General features: G+C 73.2%; 12 protein-coding genes and 1 pseudogene. 6 read left to right on the forward strand and 7 right to left on the reverse strand.

What is annotated here, in order from left to right; all coding sequences use genetic code 11:
• Nucleotides 1-41: 41 nt before the first annotated feature.
• Together M3666_RS12310 and M3666_RS12315 are read right to left on the reverse strand one after the other, a co-directional pair.
• A complete protein-coding gene (locus M3666_RS12310) occupies nt 42-1238 on the reverse strand; it encodes a S24/S26 family peptidase (protein ID WP_251155357.1) in 1197 nt (398 codons plus the stop codon).
• A 43-nt stretch (nt 1239-1281) separates the two neighbouring features.
• Nucleotides 1282-1881 carry a CalY family protein gene (locus M3666_RS12315; RefSeq protein WP_251155358.1) on the reverse strand — a complete coding sequence of 200 codons (600 nt, stop codon included), beginning with the start codon at nt 1879-1881 and terminating at the stop codon, nt 1282-1284.
• A 247-nt stretch (nt 1882-2128) separates the two neighbouring features.
• Between M3666_RS12315 and M3666_RS12320 the strand changes: the two genes are divergently transcribed.
• Both M3666_RS12320 and M3666_RS12325 read left to right on the forward strand, forming a co-directional pair.
• On the forward strand, nt 2129-2734 hold the full coding sequence (locus M3666_RS12320; RefSeq protein ID WP_251155359.1) for a MarR family transcriptional regulator: 606 nt from the start codon (nt 2129-2131) through the stop codon (nt 2732-2734).
• 54 nt (nt 2735-2788) lie between these two features.
• Nucleotides 2789-3298: a DUF664 domain-containing protein gene (locus tag M3666_RS12325; protein ID WP_066652197.1), complete on the forward strand. Its 510-nt coding sequence runs from the start codon at nt 2789-2791 to the stop codon at nt 3296-3298.
• Nucleotides 3299-3443: 145 nt separating this feature from the next.
• Here the strand turns inward: M3666_RS12325 and M3666_RS12330 are convergent, their stop codons facing one another.
• Nucleotides 3444-5621 carry a DEAD/DEAH box helicase gene (locus M3666_RS12330; RefSeq protein ID WP_066652195.1) on the reverse strand — a complete coding sequence of 726 codons (2178 nt, stop codon included), beginning with the start codon at nt 5619-5621 and terminating at the stop codon, nt 3444-3446.
• Nucleotides 5622-5908: 287 nt separating this feature from the next.
• Nucleotides 5909-6790, reverse strand: a complete 882-nt coding sequence (locus M3666_RS12335; RefSeq protein ID WP_081984632.1) for a PPK2 family polyphosphate kinase — start codon at nt 6788-6790, stop codon at nt 5909-5911.
• 292 nt (nt 6791-7082) lie between these two features.
• On the opposite strand from M3666_RS12335, the gene M3666_RS12340 reads away from it, so the two are divergent.
• Nucleotides 7083-8114 (forward strand): alpha/beta hydrolase, encoded by a 1032-nt coding sequence (locus tag M3666_RS12340; protein ID WP_066652193.1) that lies wholly within the window; start codon nt 7083-7085, stop codon nt 8112-8114.
• An 83-nt stretch (nt 8115-8197) separates the two neighbouring features.
• Nucleotides 8198-8452, forward strand: coding sequence for a hypothetical protein (locus M3666_RS12345; protein ID WP_251155360.1), 255 nt, complete (start codon nt 8198-8200; stop codon nt 8450-8452).
• A gap of 128 nt (nt 8453-8580) precedes the next feature.
• Here M3666_RS12345 and M3666_RS12350 read toward each other — a convergent pair whose 3' ends face one another.
• Nucleotides 8581-12003: an efflux RND transporter permease subunit gene (locus M3666_RS12350; RefSeq protein WP_251155361.1), complete on the reverse strand. Its 3423-nt coding sequence runs from the start codon at nt 12001-12003 to the stop codon at nt 8581-8583.
• 85 nt (nt 12004-12088) lie between these two features.
• Entirely contained in the window at nt 12089-13540 is a 1452-nt protein-coding gene (locus tag M3666_RS12355) for a PLP-dependent aminotransferase family protein (protein ID WP_251155362.1), read from the reverse strand.
• 61 nt (nt 13541-13601) lie between these two features.
• Between M3666_RS12355 and M3666_RS12360 the strand changes: the two genes are divergently transcribed.
• Nucleotides 13602-14315, forward strand: a complete 714-nt coding sequence (locus M3666_RS12360) for a YitT family protein (RefSeq protein WP_251155363.1) — start codon at nt 13602-13604, stop codon at nt 14313-14315.
• Nucleotides 14258-15127: a sugar phosphate isomerase/epimerase gene (locus M3666_RS12365; RefSeq protein ID WP_251155364.1), complete on the forward strand. Its 870-nt coding sequence runs from the start codon at nt 14258-14260 to the stop codon at nt 15125-15127. The genes M3666_RS12360 and M3666_RS12365 overlap by 58 nt, the downstream gene beginning before the upstream one ends.
• 87 nt (nt 15128-15214) lie before the next feature.
• Here the strand turns inward: M3666_RS12365 and M3666_RS12370 are convergent.
• Nucleotides 15215-16096, reverse strand: a pseudogene (locus M3666_RS12370) (Gfo/Idh/MocA family protein); the annotation flags it as partial.
• Between the last annotated feature and the right edge of the window lie 53 nt (nt 16097-16149).

The following is a 16149-nucleotide window of genomic DNA, read 5'->3' on the forward strand; positions in this document are numbered from 1 at the left end:
CCTGTGGAGGACCGGCGCGTGCCGGTACCTGTGCAGGAACGTCAGCGCACGCAGCTCGTGCCGGCGCCGAGCCCGACGATCGACGTGAACTTGATCGCGACCGGAGCACTGGGGACCGACGTCCAGGTACCGACGGCGTTCGTCTGGATGCGCACCGTTCGCTGCGTCTCGAGCGCGAGCGCACCGGTGAGCTTCACGGACGCACTCCGCGCCTTCCCGTCGGCCGTGGTCGCGAGTACGGCTCCGGTGTTGTCGGAGAGGGTGAACGACCTCGGTTCGTCGCCCGCGTAGTCCCAAGCGATCACGACCGAACCGCTGGAGTTCGTGCACGAGAGGGGGGTGGCGACCGGCACGGTGGAGGCCGTGAGCCGGACGGCCGTGTCCGTGGTCCGACCGAACGGTGCAGCATCGGCCTGCGTCGGCACGAGCACGGCGCTCGCCCCGACCACGACGGCGACGAGCCCGAGGACCCCGGTCTGGCCCACGCGAGGGACGCGCTGCACGGCCGCGCGGCGTGCGGCGCGGCCGCGCTCGTCGACGTGGCGCGGGACGGCACGTGGCGACCGGCGGTCCGGGACGCCGGGAGCGCCCGCAGCGGTCGGCGCTGCGGAGGCGAGCCGTGCCTCCCGGCCGTGGCCCGCGGTCCCGCCGTCACCCGCGTGCCCACCGTCGCCGCGGTGCCGCGGACCGCGTCGACGGAGCGGAGCGTCGACCGTGCAGAGCAGGAGCACCGCGACGAGCGCGAGGGCGACGGTGCCGACCTCGACCCAGCGGCCCTCGCGGACCCAGAGCACCGGGGTGGCGACGGACGGCACCCGCAGGAAGCCGACCCCGTGCACGGCGGAACGCTCGATCGGCGTCGAGTCGACCTGCGGGTTCGCGTCGCCCTTCGTGACGACGGTGCCGTCCGGGCCGGGTTCGACGAACCGGTGCATCCGCAGGTGTCCCGGCTGGTCGGGGTCGTCCGCGAGCAGGATCTGCCCGGGCCGGATCTCCGCCGAGGCGACCGGTCGCGACACCACGACGTCGCCCGGCGCGAGGCGCGGTGCCATCGACCCGGTCATCACGGTGGTCGGGTGCCAGCCGAGGAGCGCCGGGGCGGCCGACCACAGCGCGAGCCCGAGGAGCGTCGCGACGACGGCCCGGGCCGCGGTCGCGACGACGACACGCCCCCAGTCGACGACGTCGTGGAGCACGTCGTGCGGGGTGTGACCACCGTGCACTGCGATGCTGACCATGACTGCCTTCGACCGGGGGCGTGGTGACGGGCGAGGTGCCCTGCTAGTTGTTCTGGGCCTCCCAGGTGAGACCGATCTGGGCGTTGGTGCCCTGCGCCGCGTTCGGGGTGTTCGCGGAGACGGTGTACGTGACCCTGTAGACCCGGGTCTCGCTGGCGGCACCGGTCGTGGTCCACGCACCGAGGCCGGAGGCGAAGTTCGTCGCCTGCGTCCCGAGGTTCGGGAGCGTGTTCTCGAAGAGGGTCCCGCCGGTCGCTGCGGGGGTGAAGCCCGAGCACGACGAGAAGCCGCCGCCGGTGCCCTGCTCGATCTTGATCGTGGTGTTCTGCGCGAGCACGCTCGAGGTCGACGGCGAGGTCGCGTAGAGCTTCACGGTCGACGGCAGCGACCCGGTGGAGGTCACGGTGATGCACTTGCTGTCGGTCGAGCCGGGCTTGAGGTTCGCAGCGGTGAAGAGCGCGGTGTTCGCGTCGTCGTCCGACAGCGCGACGGTGCCGGCGGTCCAGTTGCTGGTGGGGTTCGTGGTGGTGGCCGAGAAGGCCGAGTACGAGGCGGTCGACACGACGACGCCCGAGGCGACGAGAGCGGCGGGCACGGCGATCCAGGCGGCGAGACGGGCGGCGCGAGGGGACACACGGGACATGGTTGTCCTCCGGAGGAGAGATTCTGATCGGTGGTGGCTCCGGACCCGCGGTGGTTGGTCGCGCTACGGTGCCTGTGTACTACGGCGATCAAGCTACTTGTCGAACGTGTTGATGACAAGAGAAGCAATGACCCCATTGTTGGGGGGTGTCTCAATCGTTGAGATACTTGTTGCATGGACCTCTGACCCGGGTCCGCCCGCGTCCCGTCGATCGCCGCCGCGATCACCACCCGAGAAGAGCCACCCCGTGACGGACACCTCCCCCGCCCTGCCTCCCCTGACCGTCACGACCGGCCTCCCCCCGGCCCCGGTCTCCCCCGACGTCGAGATCGACCTCGAGAGCGACCTCGAGAGCGACCTCGCGATCGGCGACCCGGCACCGGCGCACCGTGTCGGCACGGCCGCGGACGACGCCGGGCTCGCACGGATGATCGCGGCCTTCCGGGTCCTGCAGGTCCGGCACGCTCGGGTCCTCGCGCACGAGAGCGCCGCGCAGGGCCTCGGCATCACCGACACGCGCTTCCTGGTGCACCTCGCGGCATCGGAGGGGCAGGCGACGACACCGAAGCAGGCCGGCGACGTCCTCGAGCTGAGCACCGGTGCGATGACCTCGCTGCTCGACCGGCTCGAGCGCCACGGGCACCTCGAGCGACGCCCGAACCCGGGCGACCGGCGGAGCATCCTCGTGCACCTGACGCCGTCGGGCGCAGCCGTCGCACGGGCCGTCAGCGCCGCGTACGCCTCGGCCTTCAGCGAGGCCGTCCCCGCCACCGAGCGGAACGGCGTCGCGGCTGCCCTCGAGGACATCGGCGCAGCGCTCGACCGGCGGCACCGCGCGGCCACCGCCCGCTGAGCGCGGACCGGGGCCCTGGAGCAGGGCCCGCACCCGCCGCGTAGCGTCGGCCGCATGACCCCTGCCGAACTCCTCACCGAAGCGTTCTCCCGCGTCCCCGAGACGGTCGAGCGTGCGCTCGACGGTCTGTCCGCGGACCAGCTCGCCGCTCGCCCGGCGGCCGGCGCGAACACCCTCGCGTGGCTCGCCTGGCACATCGCTCGCGGGCAGGACGCGCAGGTCGCCGACCTCGCCGGCTCCGAGCAGGTCTGGACCGCGGACGGCTGGGTCGATCGGTTCGACCTGCCGTTCCCGGCCGACGCGCTCGGGTACGGGATGTCGCGCGACGACGTCGGTCGCGTGCGCGCCTCGGCGGACCTGCTGAACGGCTACCTCCGCGCGGTCCACGAGCGGACGGTCGCGTACGTCGCGACGCTGGCGCCGGAGGACCTCGACGCCGTCGTCGACGACGCCTGGGACCCGCCGGTGACCCGCGGCGCACGGCTCGTCAGCATCCTCGACGACTGCACGCAGCACGCCGGCCAGGCCGGCTACGTGCGCGGCCTGCTCTTCTTCAGCCGCTGACCCCTTCCGCGGAACGCAACGTCGGTGGTCGCTCGCAGCGTCGTCGCGCTGCGCGGGACCGCCGACGTTGCGTCCTGCGGGACGGTCGGACGGGAGGCACGGTGCCAGCTGGCTCCGTGCCTCCCGTCCGTCGAGGTGGTCGCGTCTAGCGCGCCGCGAGCTCCGCGACGATGCCGTCGCCGGGGGCGGCCTGCACGAGGTCCGCCTCGATCTCGGCGTTCTCGAGGATGCCCTCGATCTTCCGGACGCGGCCACGCGGGACGAGCGTGACGACGGTGCCCTCCTTGCCGGCACGGCCGGTGCGGCCGGAGCGGTGCATGTACGCCTTGTAGTCGTCCGGGGCGTCCGCCTGCACGACGAGCGACACGTCGTCGACGTGGATGCCGCGCGCCGCGACGTCCGTCGCGACGAGGACGTTCACGCGGCCGCTCGTGAGCAGCTGCAGGTTGCGCGTGCGGCGCGACTGGTTGAGGTCACCGTGGAGCGAGGTCGCCCGGATGCCAGCGTCCTCGAACTGGTCGGCCAGGCGCTCGGCGTAGGCCCGGGTGCGGGCGAAGACGATCGTCTTGCCGTCGCCGGCGACGAGCTCCTCGAGCACCTGGTCCTTCTGGCGCTGCTCGACGACCAGCACGCGGTGGTCGATGGTCGAGGACGCCTGGTCCTCGCCGGCGACCTCGTGGACGCTCGGCTCGTGCAGGAACTCCGACACGAGCGATGCCACCTGGGCGTCGAGCGTGGCGCTGAACAGGAGCTTCTGGGCGCGGTTGCCCTGCGGCGTGACCTCGGCCGTCGCGGAGAGGATCTCGCGCACCGGCTCGAGGAACCCGAGGTCGCACATGTGGTCGGCCTCGTCGAGCACGGAGACGACGACCTCGCTGAGGTCGAGCTTCCCCTTGTTCATGAGGTCCTGCACCCGGCCGGGCGTGCCGACGATGATGTCGACGCCACGCTCGAGGGCACCCTCCTGGCGGCCGTAGGGCACACCGCCGTAGATCTGCGTCGTGAAGAGGCCCACCGAACGGGCGATCGGCTGCACCGTGCGGTCGATCTGCAGGGCGAGCTCACGGGTCGGGGCGAGGATGAGCGCACGCGGGGCGCGGCCCATCTTGCGCTTCGTGCCGCCGCCGTGCTCCATGAGCTTCTCGACCAGGGGCGCACCGAACGCGATCGTCTTGCCGGAACCGGTGCGGCCACGGCCGAGGACGTCCTTGCCGGACAGCACGTCGGGGATCGTCGCCGCCTGGATCGGGAACGGGGCCGTGGCACCCATCTCGGCCAGGGCGCGGGAGATGTTGCCGCCGATGCCGAGGTCGGCGAAGGTCACGCCCTCGACGTCGGCCGCGACGGTCGCCTCGGCCTGGAGCTTCTCGAGCTTGACGTCGTCCGCGGGGACGTAGGCCGGGCGCGAGTCGTCGCGGTCGCGGCGGGGCGCGCGGTCGTCGTCGGAGGAGCGGCGCTGCGGGCGGTCGTCGCGGTCGAACCGGCGCGGGGCACGGTCGTCACGGTCGAAGCGACGCGGGGCACGGTCGTCACGGTCGAACGACCGGCGCTGCGGACGGTCGTCGCGGTCGGGGCGTCGGGCACCACGGTCGTCGTCACGACGGGGAGCGCGGTCGTCGCGGTCGAACCGGCGCGGGGCACGGTCGTCACGGTCGAACCGACGAGCACCACGGTCGTCATCGCGACGGGGGGCACGGTCGTCACGATCGAACCGACGCGGGGCACGGTCGTCGTCACGACGGGGGGCACGGTCGTCACGATCGAACCGACGCGGGGCACGGTCGTCGCGGTCGAACCGACGCGGGGCACGGTCGTCATCGCGACGGGGAGCGCGGTCGTCGCGATCGAACCGACGCGGAGCACGGTCGTCACGGTCGAATCGACGCGGGGCACGGTCGTCATCACGACGGGGAGCGCGGTCGTCGCGGTCGAACCGACGCGGAGCACGGTCGTCGCGGTCGAACCGACGAGCACCACGGTCGTCCTCACGACGAGGGGCACGGTCGTCACGGTCGAACCGACGCGGAGCACGGTCGTCGCGGTCGTGGCCACGACCACCACGGTCACGGTCGAACCCGCGTCCGCCGCGGTCGTCACGGCGCTGGCCGCCGTCGCGCGGCTCCCAGTTCGGGCGAGCCGGGCGCTCGCCCTGCGATGCGCGGCCGCGACGCTCCTCGGCGTCCCAGCGCTGCTTCTGCCGCGGCTGGGCCGGGTCGGCGGCGCGGTACCCGCGGTGCTTGCTGCTGCGAGCGGCGGGCGTGCCGTTCGCGTGGCGGACTCGGTCGTCGGCACGCTGACGCGCGCCCTTGTCGTACGGGGCCATTGCTACTTTCCGGGGTGCAGACGTCCCACAGCGCCCGGCAGCGACATCGGCGGGGGCTCTTCAGCGGGGAGGGGGTTCTTCCCGTCGCGGATCGACGTGAATCCAGCCCTCGAGCGCACACACACCCAAACGAAACCCGCGGTCACATACCGCGGTGCCGAAGGCCGACCGATCGAGTCTACGTGACACGAGCCCGCCTGGCCAGCCCCGATCGACCGGCTACCGGCCGCGCGCGGGCCGTCGGCCGCGGGGCGGAGGGGTGCCGGGCCTCCAGACCGTGAGCGGGATCAGGACTCCGCGAGCCGCCGTCGCTGCTCGGCCACGTCGAAGTCGGCGGCGGGCCAGGTGAGCTGGAGGTCCTCGAGCGCGCGGAGCAGGAGCTGCTGCACGGCGAGTCGGGCGTACCACTTGCGGTTCGCGGGGACGACGTACCAGGGTGCCCGGGCCGTCGAGGTGCGCTCGAACACCGTCTGGTACGCCTGCTGGTACTCGTCCCACAGCAGACGCTCGTCGATGTCGCCCGGGGTGAACTTCCAGTGCTTGTCGGGGCGGTCCAGCCGGTCGCCGAGGCGCTCGCGCTGCTCGTCCTTCGAGATGTGCAGCATGACCTTGACGATCGTCGTGCCCTGCTCGACCAGACGGTCCTCGAAGTCGACGATCGCGCCGTACCGACGCTCGATCTCCTCGGGCGGGGCGAACGCGCGCACCTTCTGGACGAGGACGTCCTCGTAGTGGGATCGGTCGAACACACCGAGCTGCCCCGCCGCGGGGAGCTGCCGTTCGATGCGCCAGAGGAAGTCGTGCTCGCGCTCCTCGGCGGTGGGCACCCCGAAGCCCGCGTAGTGGACGCCGTTCGGGTCGACCGCGCCGACGACGTGCGAGACGATGCCGCCCTTGCCCGCGGTGTCCATCGCCTGCAGCACGAGGAGCACACGACGCTGGTCGCCGGCGGTGCTCGCGGCGTGCAGGCGTTCCTGCAGGGCGGCGAGGCGGTCGGCACCGGCGGCGAGGGCCTCGAGCCCGTCGATCTTGCGGCCGGGGAAGCCCGGCGTGCCGTCGGGGTCGACGCGGTCGAGGCGGAAACCCTCCTCGACGCGGAGCAGCGGTTCGGGGTCGGTGTTCCAGGCCTTGCGACGGCTCACGGGTCCTCCTGCGGGTCTCGTGCCCATCCTGGCACCCGGCGGATCCCGGCGTCCCTGGCGAGATCGGGCGTACCTGGCGAGATCGGGCGGCCCGGGCGCCCGGTGACTTCGGGTGGACCTGGCGAGATCGGGCACACCTGGTCGATCTGTTCGACCAGGTACGCCCGGGACGACCAGGTACGCCCGGGACGACCAGGTATGCACGGGACGACCAGGTACGCCCGGTTCGACCAGGTACGCCCGGCTCGGCCGCGGGGAGGAGCCCACTCGTCCGGACGGCGGACGCAGCGCCGAGCGGGCGGGATTAGCGTGGACGTCGATGAAGACCGGCCGCACCCTGCTCGCGCTCCTCACCGCGCTCGTGGCGACGGCCGTGCTCGGGTCGTGCAGCGGCACACCGGCGGGCGACCGTGACGACGTCGTCACCGCCGACCCCGTGATCTACCCGCTGTCGCTGCGCTACCCCGGCATCGAGGTCGTCGCCGACGTGCCATACGGTCGGGAACCGCTGCAGCGCCTCGACGTGTGCCTGCCGCCCGACAGCGCACCGGACACCACGGCGACCCCGACGGCCCCGACGTCGACGCCAGCGACGCCGGCCGGTGACGCCACTGCGCGCGCGGACGCACGGGACACCCGTGCTGCCGGCGGCCGACCGGCCGTGATGCTCGTCCACGGGGGCAGCTGGTCGCACGGTGACAAGGCAACCGCCGCCTACCGGGCGGTGTGCCAGTACCTGGCGTCCGAGGGCTTCGTCACCGTGAACGTGGACTACCGCCTCGCACCGACGGACCCGTTCCCGGCGGGGCTCGACGACGTCCGCCGAGCGCTCGACTGGGTGTTCCGACCCGCGACGCTGGGGACCTACGACATCGACCCGGACCGCGTCGGGCTCTTCGGCGGCAGCGCGGGAGGCAACCTCGTGGCGATGCTCGCGGTGACCGACCACGAGTCGGCCGCGTGGGCCGCCGGTGACCGCATCCGCGCGGTCGTCGACCTCAGCGGTCCGACCGACCTCACGACGCGGTCGACCGAGCCGGACGGGGTGTCGGCGTCGTTCCAGCGGAAGCAGCTGCTCTACCTCGGTTGCCGGGACTACACGACGTGCCCGGCGGCACGGGCGGCCTCGCCGGGGTACCACGTCACCGACGAGACCGCTCCGTTCTTCGTGGGGCACTCCACCGACGAGTTCATCCCGCTGTGGGAGTCGCAGGAGTTCGTCGCCACCCTGCGCGAGCACGACGTCCCCGTGACGTTCGTCGCGGTCGAGGGGACGGCGCACTCGATCGCCCAGCTCGACCGGGCGATGAGCGAGCGGGTGGTGGCGTTCCTCCGCGACCGTCTCCGCTGACGGGTCCGGCCGGGCCGTGCCCCGTGCGGGTGGCACCCGGACTCGGGTGTGCGGGGGCTGGGGCGTCCGCGCACACTCGAGGGGTGACCGACACCACGAGCCGTCCCGCGCGCCCCGTCACCGAGTGGCCCACCCGGACTTCCGTCCGGACGTACGCGGAGCTGCTGCTCGGACTGTCGTTCGCCGCCGCCGTGGCCTTCGGCGGATACTCGGCGGCCACCGGGCACATGGCGATCGCCGCCCAGGGTTCCGCCGTCGTGTTCCTCGTGACCCTGACCTGCGTGCTCGTGTCGTGGTTCCGGCAGGTCGACGCCGAGGAGTCCGGCACCCGCGACTGACGCGGGTCTCGGGCATCCGGACCCCGGCGTCCGCCGTCTGACGCCCAACACCCGGCGCCCGCGGTCCGGCGCCCTCGGTCCGGCACACGCGACTGACGCCTCGAGCGTCCGGACCCCGGCGCCCGGTGTCAGTGCTCTGCTGCCGCCTCCCGCTCCGCCCGCCGGTCGGCCCGGCGTTCCCGGAAGCCCTCCACCACCGAGTACAGCGCCGGCAGCACGACGAGGGTCAACAGCGTCGAGGACACCAGACCGCCGATCACCACCAGGGCGAGCGGCTGCGAGATGAAGCCCGACTTCCCCGTCAGCCCGACCGCCATCGGCAGCAGCGCGAAGATCGTCGCGAGCGCCGTCATGAGGATCGGCCGGAGGCGGCGGGTCGCTCCCTCGATCAGTGCCTCGCGGACGCGGAGCCCACGGCGGCGGTACTGGTTGACGAGGTCGATGAGCACGATCGCGTTCGTGACGACGATGCCGACGAGCATGAGCAGGCCGATGAGCGACGCGACCCCGAGCGGGATGCCCGTGACGATCTGCAGGAGCAGCGCACCGGTCGCCGCGAACGGCACCGAGAGCAGCAGCAGGATCGGCTGCAGCAGGCTCCGGAAGGTCGCGACCATGATCACGTAGACGATCAGGATCGCGACGAGCACGGCGAGCAGCAGCTGGCTGAACGCCGACGACTGGCTCGACGCCACACCGCCGATCGTCGCCGACGCACCCTTCGGCAGGTCGAGGGCATCGACGGCCGTCGTGACGTTCTGCACCGCCTGTCCGAGGTTCGTCGAGTCGGGCGTGACCGTGATGGTCGCCGTGCGGACGGCGTTCGACGTGGTGATGGTGGTCGGGCCGTCGGACTGCTCGACCGTCGCGACGTCGGTCAGCGGGACCTCGCCGCTCGCGGTCGGGATCGACAGCGACTTCAGCGCGTCGATGGTGGTCGGCGGCTCCGGGTCGGCGATGTAGACGTCGAGGGTGGCGTCGTCGATCTCGACGCTGCCGGTGTCCCGCGGCGAGACCGCAGCGGCGACGATCCCGCCGACCTGGGTCTCGGTGAGCCCGCGCTCGGCGGCCTTCGTCCGGTCGACCCGGACGGCCAGGTACGGCTCGGCGGCGGACAGGTTGCTCGACGCCGCGGTGGTGCCGTCGACGCCGCGCATCTCGGTGAGGACCTTCTCCGCCGCGGTCTGCAGCTCGGCCTGGGTCGGCGCGGTGACGTCCACCTCGATGTCGCTCGACCCGCCGAAGCCGCCACCGGCGCTCGACAGGCTGACCTCGCCGACGCCGTCGATCCGCTCGATGCGGTCGCGGGCCTCGGACTGGATCGTCGTCTGGTCCACCCCGGCGTCGGTCGTGACGTTGTACTGCACGGAGGCAGATGCACCGCCGCCGAAGGCGGCCTGGATGGACTGGCCGCTCGACCCGATCGTGGTCTGCACGGTCTCGACGCCGGAGACGTCCTGCAGCACCCGCTCGACCTTGCGCGCGGCGTCCGACTGCTCGTCGAGACTGGTGCCCGGCTCGAGGTCCTGCGTCACGGTGAAGGTGTTCTGCCCGGAGTCGCCGAGGTAGTTCGTCTTGACGAAGGGCACGGCCGCTGCGGTGCCGCCGAGGACGACCAGGGCGAGCACGAGGACGAGCGCCGGGCGGCCGACCGCCCAGCGGAGGACGGGCAGGTACCCGCGACGCAGCCGGTCGGACGTCCCGGCGTCGTGCAGGTCGTCGGCCGAGGTCAGCGCCCCGGTCGACGTCGGTCCAGCCGCCCCGGACGCAGCCGACACCGGTGCCGACGAGCTCGCGGGCACGGTCTCGGTCGACCCGGTCTCGGTCGATCCGGTGGTCGGCACCGCCGCGTGCCGGTGCGTCTTCGGCGCCCGGAGCCACCAGTACGCGAGCACGGGCACGATCGTCAGCGACACGAACAGCGACGCGAGCAACGCCATCGTGACCGTGAGCGCGAAGGGCCGGAACAGCTCGCCGACGAGCTCGGCGACGAACGCGACCGGCAGGAAGACCGCAACGGTCGTGAGCGTCGAGGCGGTGACCGCCCCGGCGACCTCGCGCACGGCGTCGAGCACCGCCCGCCCGCGGTCGACGCCGGGTTGCAGGTGCCGTTTGATGTTCTCGATGACGACGATCGAGTCGTCGACCACGCGGCCGATCGCGATGGTGAGCGCGGCGAGCGTGATGATGTTGAGGGTGTAGCCGGCGGCCTGCATGCCGATCGCGGCGAGCAGCACCGAGGTCGGGATCGAGATCGCGGTCACCAGCGTCGACCGCCACGACAGCAGGAACACCAGGATGACGACGACCGCGAACCCGAGGCCGAGCAGGCCCTCCTCCGCCAGGGAGTCGATGGACTGCTGGATGTAGGGCGCCTGGTCGAACACCACGGTGAACTGCGGGTCGCCGGTGACCTTGGCCTCGATGCCGGGCAGTGCGGCCTTCACCGTCTCGGAGACGTCGACGGTGTTCGCCTCCTGCGTCTTCGTGATCGCGATGGTCAGCGCGGTCTTGCCGTCGACGCGGCTGATCGAGGTGCGCGGCGACTCCTCGATCTGCACCGTCGCGACGTCACCGAGCGAGGTCGGCGTGGAGGCGGTGCTCCCGCCCGCACCGCCGGTCGCGGTCGTCCCGGTGCCGGTCGCACCGGTCTGGCCCTGGCCCGCGGCCGTCCCGCCCGCGGTGCCGTCCCCGGAACCCGCGGAGCCGGTGGCCGTGCCGGTGCTGCCGGGAGCGCCCGCGGCACTGCCGGAGTCCGTCGCAGCACCGCCCGTGGACGATCCACCGGTCGACGAGCCGGACGACCCGGACCCGCTCGACGCCGTCAGGGGCAGCCCGCGGATGTCGTCGAGCGACGCGATGCGCTGCCCGGTCTGCACCGAGAGGGTCGAGCCGTCCTGCGTGATCGTGCCACCGGGGATCAGCGTGCCGTTGTCGTCGAGGGCGTCCGAGATCGACTGCGTCGTGAGCCCCCGTGCCGCGAGCTCGTCCTCGTCCGGGGTGATCACGATGCGGCGGCCGGGGTTGCCGAAGACGTCGGCCTGCCGCACGCCGTCGAGCTTCTCGAGGTCGGGCACCGCCGTGGCGTTCAGCCGGTCGACGAGCTGCTCTTGGTTGCCCGAGGCGGTGACGGCGAGCTGCAGCACGGGCAGGTCGTCGAAGGACCCGGTGACGATCTGGGTCTGCACGGTGTCCGGCAGCGACAGGGCGTTCACCGCGGTCTGGATCTTGTCCTCGGCGCTGGCCAGGTTCGACCCGTAGTCGAACGAGGCGGACACCACGCTCTGCCCGGTCGAGGAGGTCGCACTCGTCGACTCGAGGTTCGGCACGACCTGGATCGCCTGCTCGATCTTCGTCGAGACGTCGTTCGACACCACCTCCGGTGTCGCGCCGGGGTAGGCGCTGACGATCGCCACCTGGGGGAACTGGACGCTCGGGATGAGCTCCTGCTTGAGGTTCGTCAGGGCGACGCCGCCGAACACCGCGACGACGATCGTGACGAGCGCGATGAGGGCGCGGTTCCGGAGGCTGAAGACCGAGAGGAGGTGCACGTGCCGATCCTCGCAGTTCCACCTGCGAACCAGACCGCCCGGCGCAGGTCCGTGGACGAACGTGCACCTGTGGACGGCCGGGCGTTCAGACCACCGCGGCGAGTGACCCCCGGGTGCCTGCTGCCTCGCCACCGATCCGCGACCACGCGCGCCCGAGCACGTCGACCAGGCGCTCCCGGTCCGCCGCGGCCGTCGTCCAGGGCACCCGGAGGAACCGCTCGAACCCGCCGTCGGGGCCGAACACCCCACCCGACGCCAGGAGCACCCCCTCGGCCCGCGCGGCCAGGACGAGTGCGCTCGACACCGGACGGCCGAGCCCGACCCACGTCGTCAACCCGCCTGCCGGCGACGGGACGTCCCACTCCGGCAGCCGGGCGCGCAGGCCGGCCACGAGCTCGTCGCGACCGGCGCGCAGGAAGGTGCGCCGCCCCTCCAGGACGGCCGCCGTGCGCGGCACGAGCTCGCGCGCGACGAGCTGGTCGAGGACCGGCGTGCCGAGGTCGCCCGTCGGGCGGGCGAGCAGCAGGCGCTGGAGGAGCTCCGGTGCGGCCCGGACCCAACCGATGCGCAGGCCGCCCCAGAAGACCTTCGCGGCGGAGCCGATCATCACGACCGAGGCGCCCGACGGGTCGGCCGCGGCGAGCGGCGGCGCGGGGTCCCCGTCGATGCGGAGCTCCCCCATCGTCTCGTCGGCGACCACGGTCGTGCCGGTCGTCGCGGCGACGTCGAGCAGCAGCCGCCGGGTGTCCGCCGTCATGGTCGCCCCGGTCGGGTTGTGGAGCTCGGGCATGACGTAGGCGACCGCCGGGGCCGTCCGGCGCAGGGTCGTCTCGAGCGCTGCCGCGTCCCAGCCGGCGCGGGCGTCGACGGGCACGCCGACGAGTCGCGCACCGGCCTCGCGGAAGGCCTCGTGCGCGTGCGGGTACGTCGGCGACTCGACGAGCACGGTGTCGCCGCGGCGCACGAGGACGCGGGCGAGCAGTGCGATCGCGTGCTGGGCACCGATCGTGACGACCACCTGCGAGGGGTCGGTGGGCAACCCGCGCTCGGTGTACCGGTCCGCGATCGCCGCGCGGAGCCCGGGGTCGCCGACGGTGTCGTAGCCGATGCCGGCGAGCGCGGCGGGCACGGACCGGACCGCCCGCTCGACGGCGTCGGCGACCTCGGGTGCGGCGTGCAGGGCGGCCTTCCGCAGGTCGAGCAGGTCCCCGGGCACCACGCCGCCGAGTCGCTCGGGGTCGGGCCGACCGGCCAGGTCGCGCGGCAGGTGCACGACGCTGCCGGACCCGCGCAGCGACACCACGAACCCGTCGTCCCGCAGCCGGGCGTAGGCGTTCGCGACGGTCGTCCGGGAGACGCCGAGGGCCTCGGCGAGCCCGCGTTCGGCGGGCAACCGGACGCCCAGCGGCACCCGGCCGTCGATGACGAGCACGCGGACGGCGTCGGACAGGGCCTCGTACGCGGGGGCGTCGGTGCCGTCGCGCCAGTCGGCGAGCAGGAGGGCGGCGGCACGGGCGCTGAGGGAGACCGGGGGCACGGGGCCACGCTAGCCCGATTGGCTCTCGACGGCCAGGCCAATCCGGCGGGAGCATCGGTGCATGCGCCGCTCCACCGCCCTCGTGCTCCGCTCCGTCCAGCTCGCCGTCGGGCTCTTCCTCTACGGCGCCTCGACCGCGCTGCAGGTCCGCGCCGTGGTCGGCGTCGGATCGTGGACGGTCCTGACGCAGGGCCTGGAGAACGTGCTGCCCTGGTCGTTCGGCGTCATCACCGTGGCGTCGAGCGTCGTCATCCTGCTGCTCTGGATCCCGCTCCGCCAGAAGCCCGGCATCGGCACGCTCTGCAACGTGCTGGCGATCGGCCCGTCGGCCGACCTGGTGCTGTGGCTCGTGCCGGAGCCCGACGGCCTGGTCCCCCGGATCCTGCTGTTCGCCGCGGGGCTCGCGCTGCTCGCCGTCGCGACGGCCTGCTACATCGGCGCCGGGCTCGGCACCGGTGCCCGGGACGGCCTGATGGTCGGCGTGCACGAGCGGTTCGGCTGGCCGCTGTGGCTCGCCCGTACCGTCATCGAGGTCACCGTCGTCGTGGTCGGGTGGCTCCTCGGCGGCGACGTCGGGGTCGGCACGGTGGTCGCGGCGTTCGCGATCGGCCCGATGGTGCAGCCGCTCATGCCGCTCTTCCGCCGCCTGCCGTGGTCCCCGCAACGCCAGGGCAGCACCCCTGGTGGCGGCGCACCGACTGCGGCTAGGGTCGCGCCATGCGACTCGGAGTGTCCTCCTACAGCTACGCCCGCTCGCTCCAGCGCGGTGCACTGACGATCCTCGACGTCGTCGACCGGGTCGCGGACGCCGGCGGCGAGCACCTCGAGATCGCCGCGGGCGGGTTCGGCGACGACCTCCCCCGGCAGCCCGAGCTCGTCGACCGGTTGCGCGAGCACGCCGCCGCCCGCGGGATCGGGCTCGCGAACCACGTGATCGGTGCGGACTTCTCGGACCCGGCGACCGTCGACGCCGAGGTCGCCCGCGTCCACGAGCACCTCGACGTCGCACACCGGCTCGGCATCACGCACCTCCGCCACGACGTCGTTCCCTGGGCCTGGCGGGACGCCGACCACGCGGAGTTCGAGCGGGTGCTGGCGCAGGTGGTGCCGGTCTGCCGCGCGGTCGCCGAGCACGCCGCGACGCTCGGCATCACGACGATGGTCGAGAACCACGGCTTCGCCTTCAACGACAGCGAGCGGATCCTGCGACTGGTGCACGAGGTCGACCACCCGGGCTTCGGCGCGCTGCTCGACGTCGGCAACTTCGTCTGCCTCGACGACGACCCGCTGCGCGCGGTGCAGCGGGTGCTGCCGGTCGCAGCGGTCGTGCACCTCAAGGACTTCCTGGTGCGCGAGACCCCGCCGGCGGCGGACGGGTGGCTCACCACGCTGGCCGGTCGCGCCGTCCTCGGCACGGTGGTCGGGCACGGCGACCTGCCGCTCGGCCGGATCGTCGAGCGGATCGTCGCCAGCGGGTTCGACGGGCCGGTGTCGATCGAGTTCGAGGGACTCGAGGACGACGTCGACGCGGTCGAGCGCGGACTCGCGAACGCACGCCGCCTGTGGGCGGCGGCCGGTGGCTCCTGACGCGACCGCCCGGCGGTCGGGCCGCACCCGCACCGTCTCGCCGGTCGCGGCCGACTCCTGCGCTGCCAGCACGATCGCCAGGGTGCGCAGTCCCACGGCCGCGTCGGGCTGGGGCTGCTCGCCCGAGCGCACCGCGGCGACGAACGTGTCGAGCATCGCGGCGTCGAAGTCCGGCCCGTAGGGCAGGACGACCGACCGGCCGCTCGCGGCGTCGAGCCCGCGGACGCTGGGCCGGAAGAAGTCGACGTCCACCGATCCCTCGGTCCCGACGACGGTGAGGGCCAGCCCACCCCACGTCGGCGAGGTGTCCGGACGGCTCCACGAGCAGTCGATCGCCGCGATCGTGCCGTCGGCGTAGGTGATGGTGACCAGACCGGCGGTCTCGGCCTGCGCGCGCGACGCGTGCAGCACCCGGTTCGTGACCGCCGTGACGGTCTCGGCCGGCGTGCCGTCCAGGAGCTCGTCGAGCAGGTCCGCGATGTGCACGACGTGGTCGACGATCGCGCCGCCGCCGGACAGTCCGGGTTCCGTGAACCACGAGCGGGTCAGCGGCAGCATGCCGTTGTTGGCACCGCGGACCGAGAACACCTCGCCGAGGCGGCCGGACCGCTTCGTCGCGGCGAGCCGGGCGAAGGTGCTCGCGAAGCGGACCGGGAAGGCGACCATGAGCAGCACGCCGGCGGCCTCGGCGGCGGCGCGCATCGCGAGCCCGTCCTCCCAGGTCGTGGCGAGCGGCTTCTCGCACAGCACGTGGGCCCCGGCGGCGGCGGCCTGTTCGACCAGGGCGCGGTGCCGGGCGTTCTCGCTCGTGACCACCACGGCGTCGACCCCGCTCGCCAGCAGCTCCTCGACGGTGTCCACGTACGCGACCCCGAGGGCATCCGCGAGTGCACGACCGCGCAGGTCGACCAGGTCGGTGCCCGTCGAGGTGCCGTCCGGGTCGGTGCCGACGACCTCGACGTCGGGCATCGCCTGCAGCGCGGACAGGTAGGACAGGGCGTGCGTGTGCGCGAAGGACAGCA

Origin of the sequence: Curtobacterium sp. ODYSSEY 48 V2, assembly GCF_023712625.1 — a bacterium.
Lineage (GTDB): Bacteria > Actinomycetota > Actinomycetes > Actinomycetales > Microbacteriaceae > Curtobacterium.

Coding starts and splice junctions, on each gene's coding strand:
- M3666_RS12310 (WP_251155357.1), bottom strand. CDS start 1,238: ATGGTCAGCATCGCAGTGCACGGTGGTCACACCCCGCACGACGTGCTC.
- M3666_RS12315 (WP_251155358.1), bottom strand. CDS start 1,881: ATGTCCCGTGTGTCCCCTCGCGCCGCCCGTCTCGCCGCCTGGATCGCC.
- M3666_RS12325 (WP_066652197.1), top strand. CDS start 2,789: ATGACCCCTGCCGAACTCCTCACCGAAGCGTTCTCCCGCGTCCCCGAG.
- M3666_RS12330 (WP_066652195.1), bottom strand. CDS start 5,621: ATGGCCCCGTACGACAAGGGCGCGCGTCAGCGTGCCGACGACCGAGTC.
- M3666_RS12335 (WP_081984632.1), bottom strand. CDS start 6,790: ATGGGCACGAGACCCGCAGGAGGACCCGTGAGCCGTCGCAAGGCCTGG.
- M3666_RS12340 (WP_066652193.1), top strand. CDS start 7,083: ATGAAGACCGGCCGCACCCTGCTCGCGCTCCTCACCGCGCTCGTGGCG.
- M3666_RS12360 (WP_251155363.1), top strand. CDS start 13,602: ATGCGCCGCTCCACCGCCCTCGTGCTCCGCTCCGTCCAGCTCGCCGTC.
- M3666_RS12365 (WP_251155364.1), top strand. CDS start 14,258: ATGCGACTCGGAGTGTCCTCCTACAGCTACGCCCGCTCGCTCCAGCGC.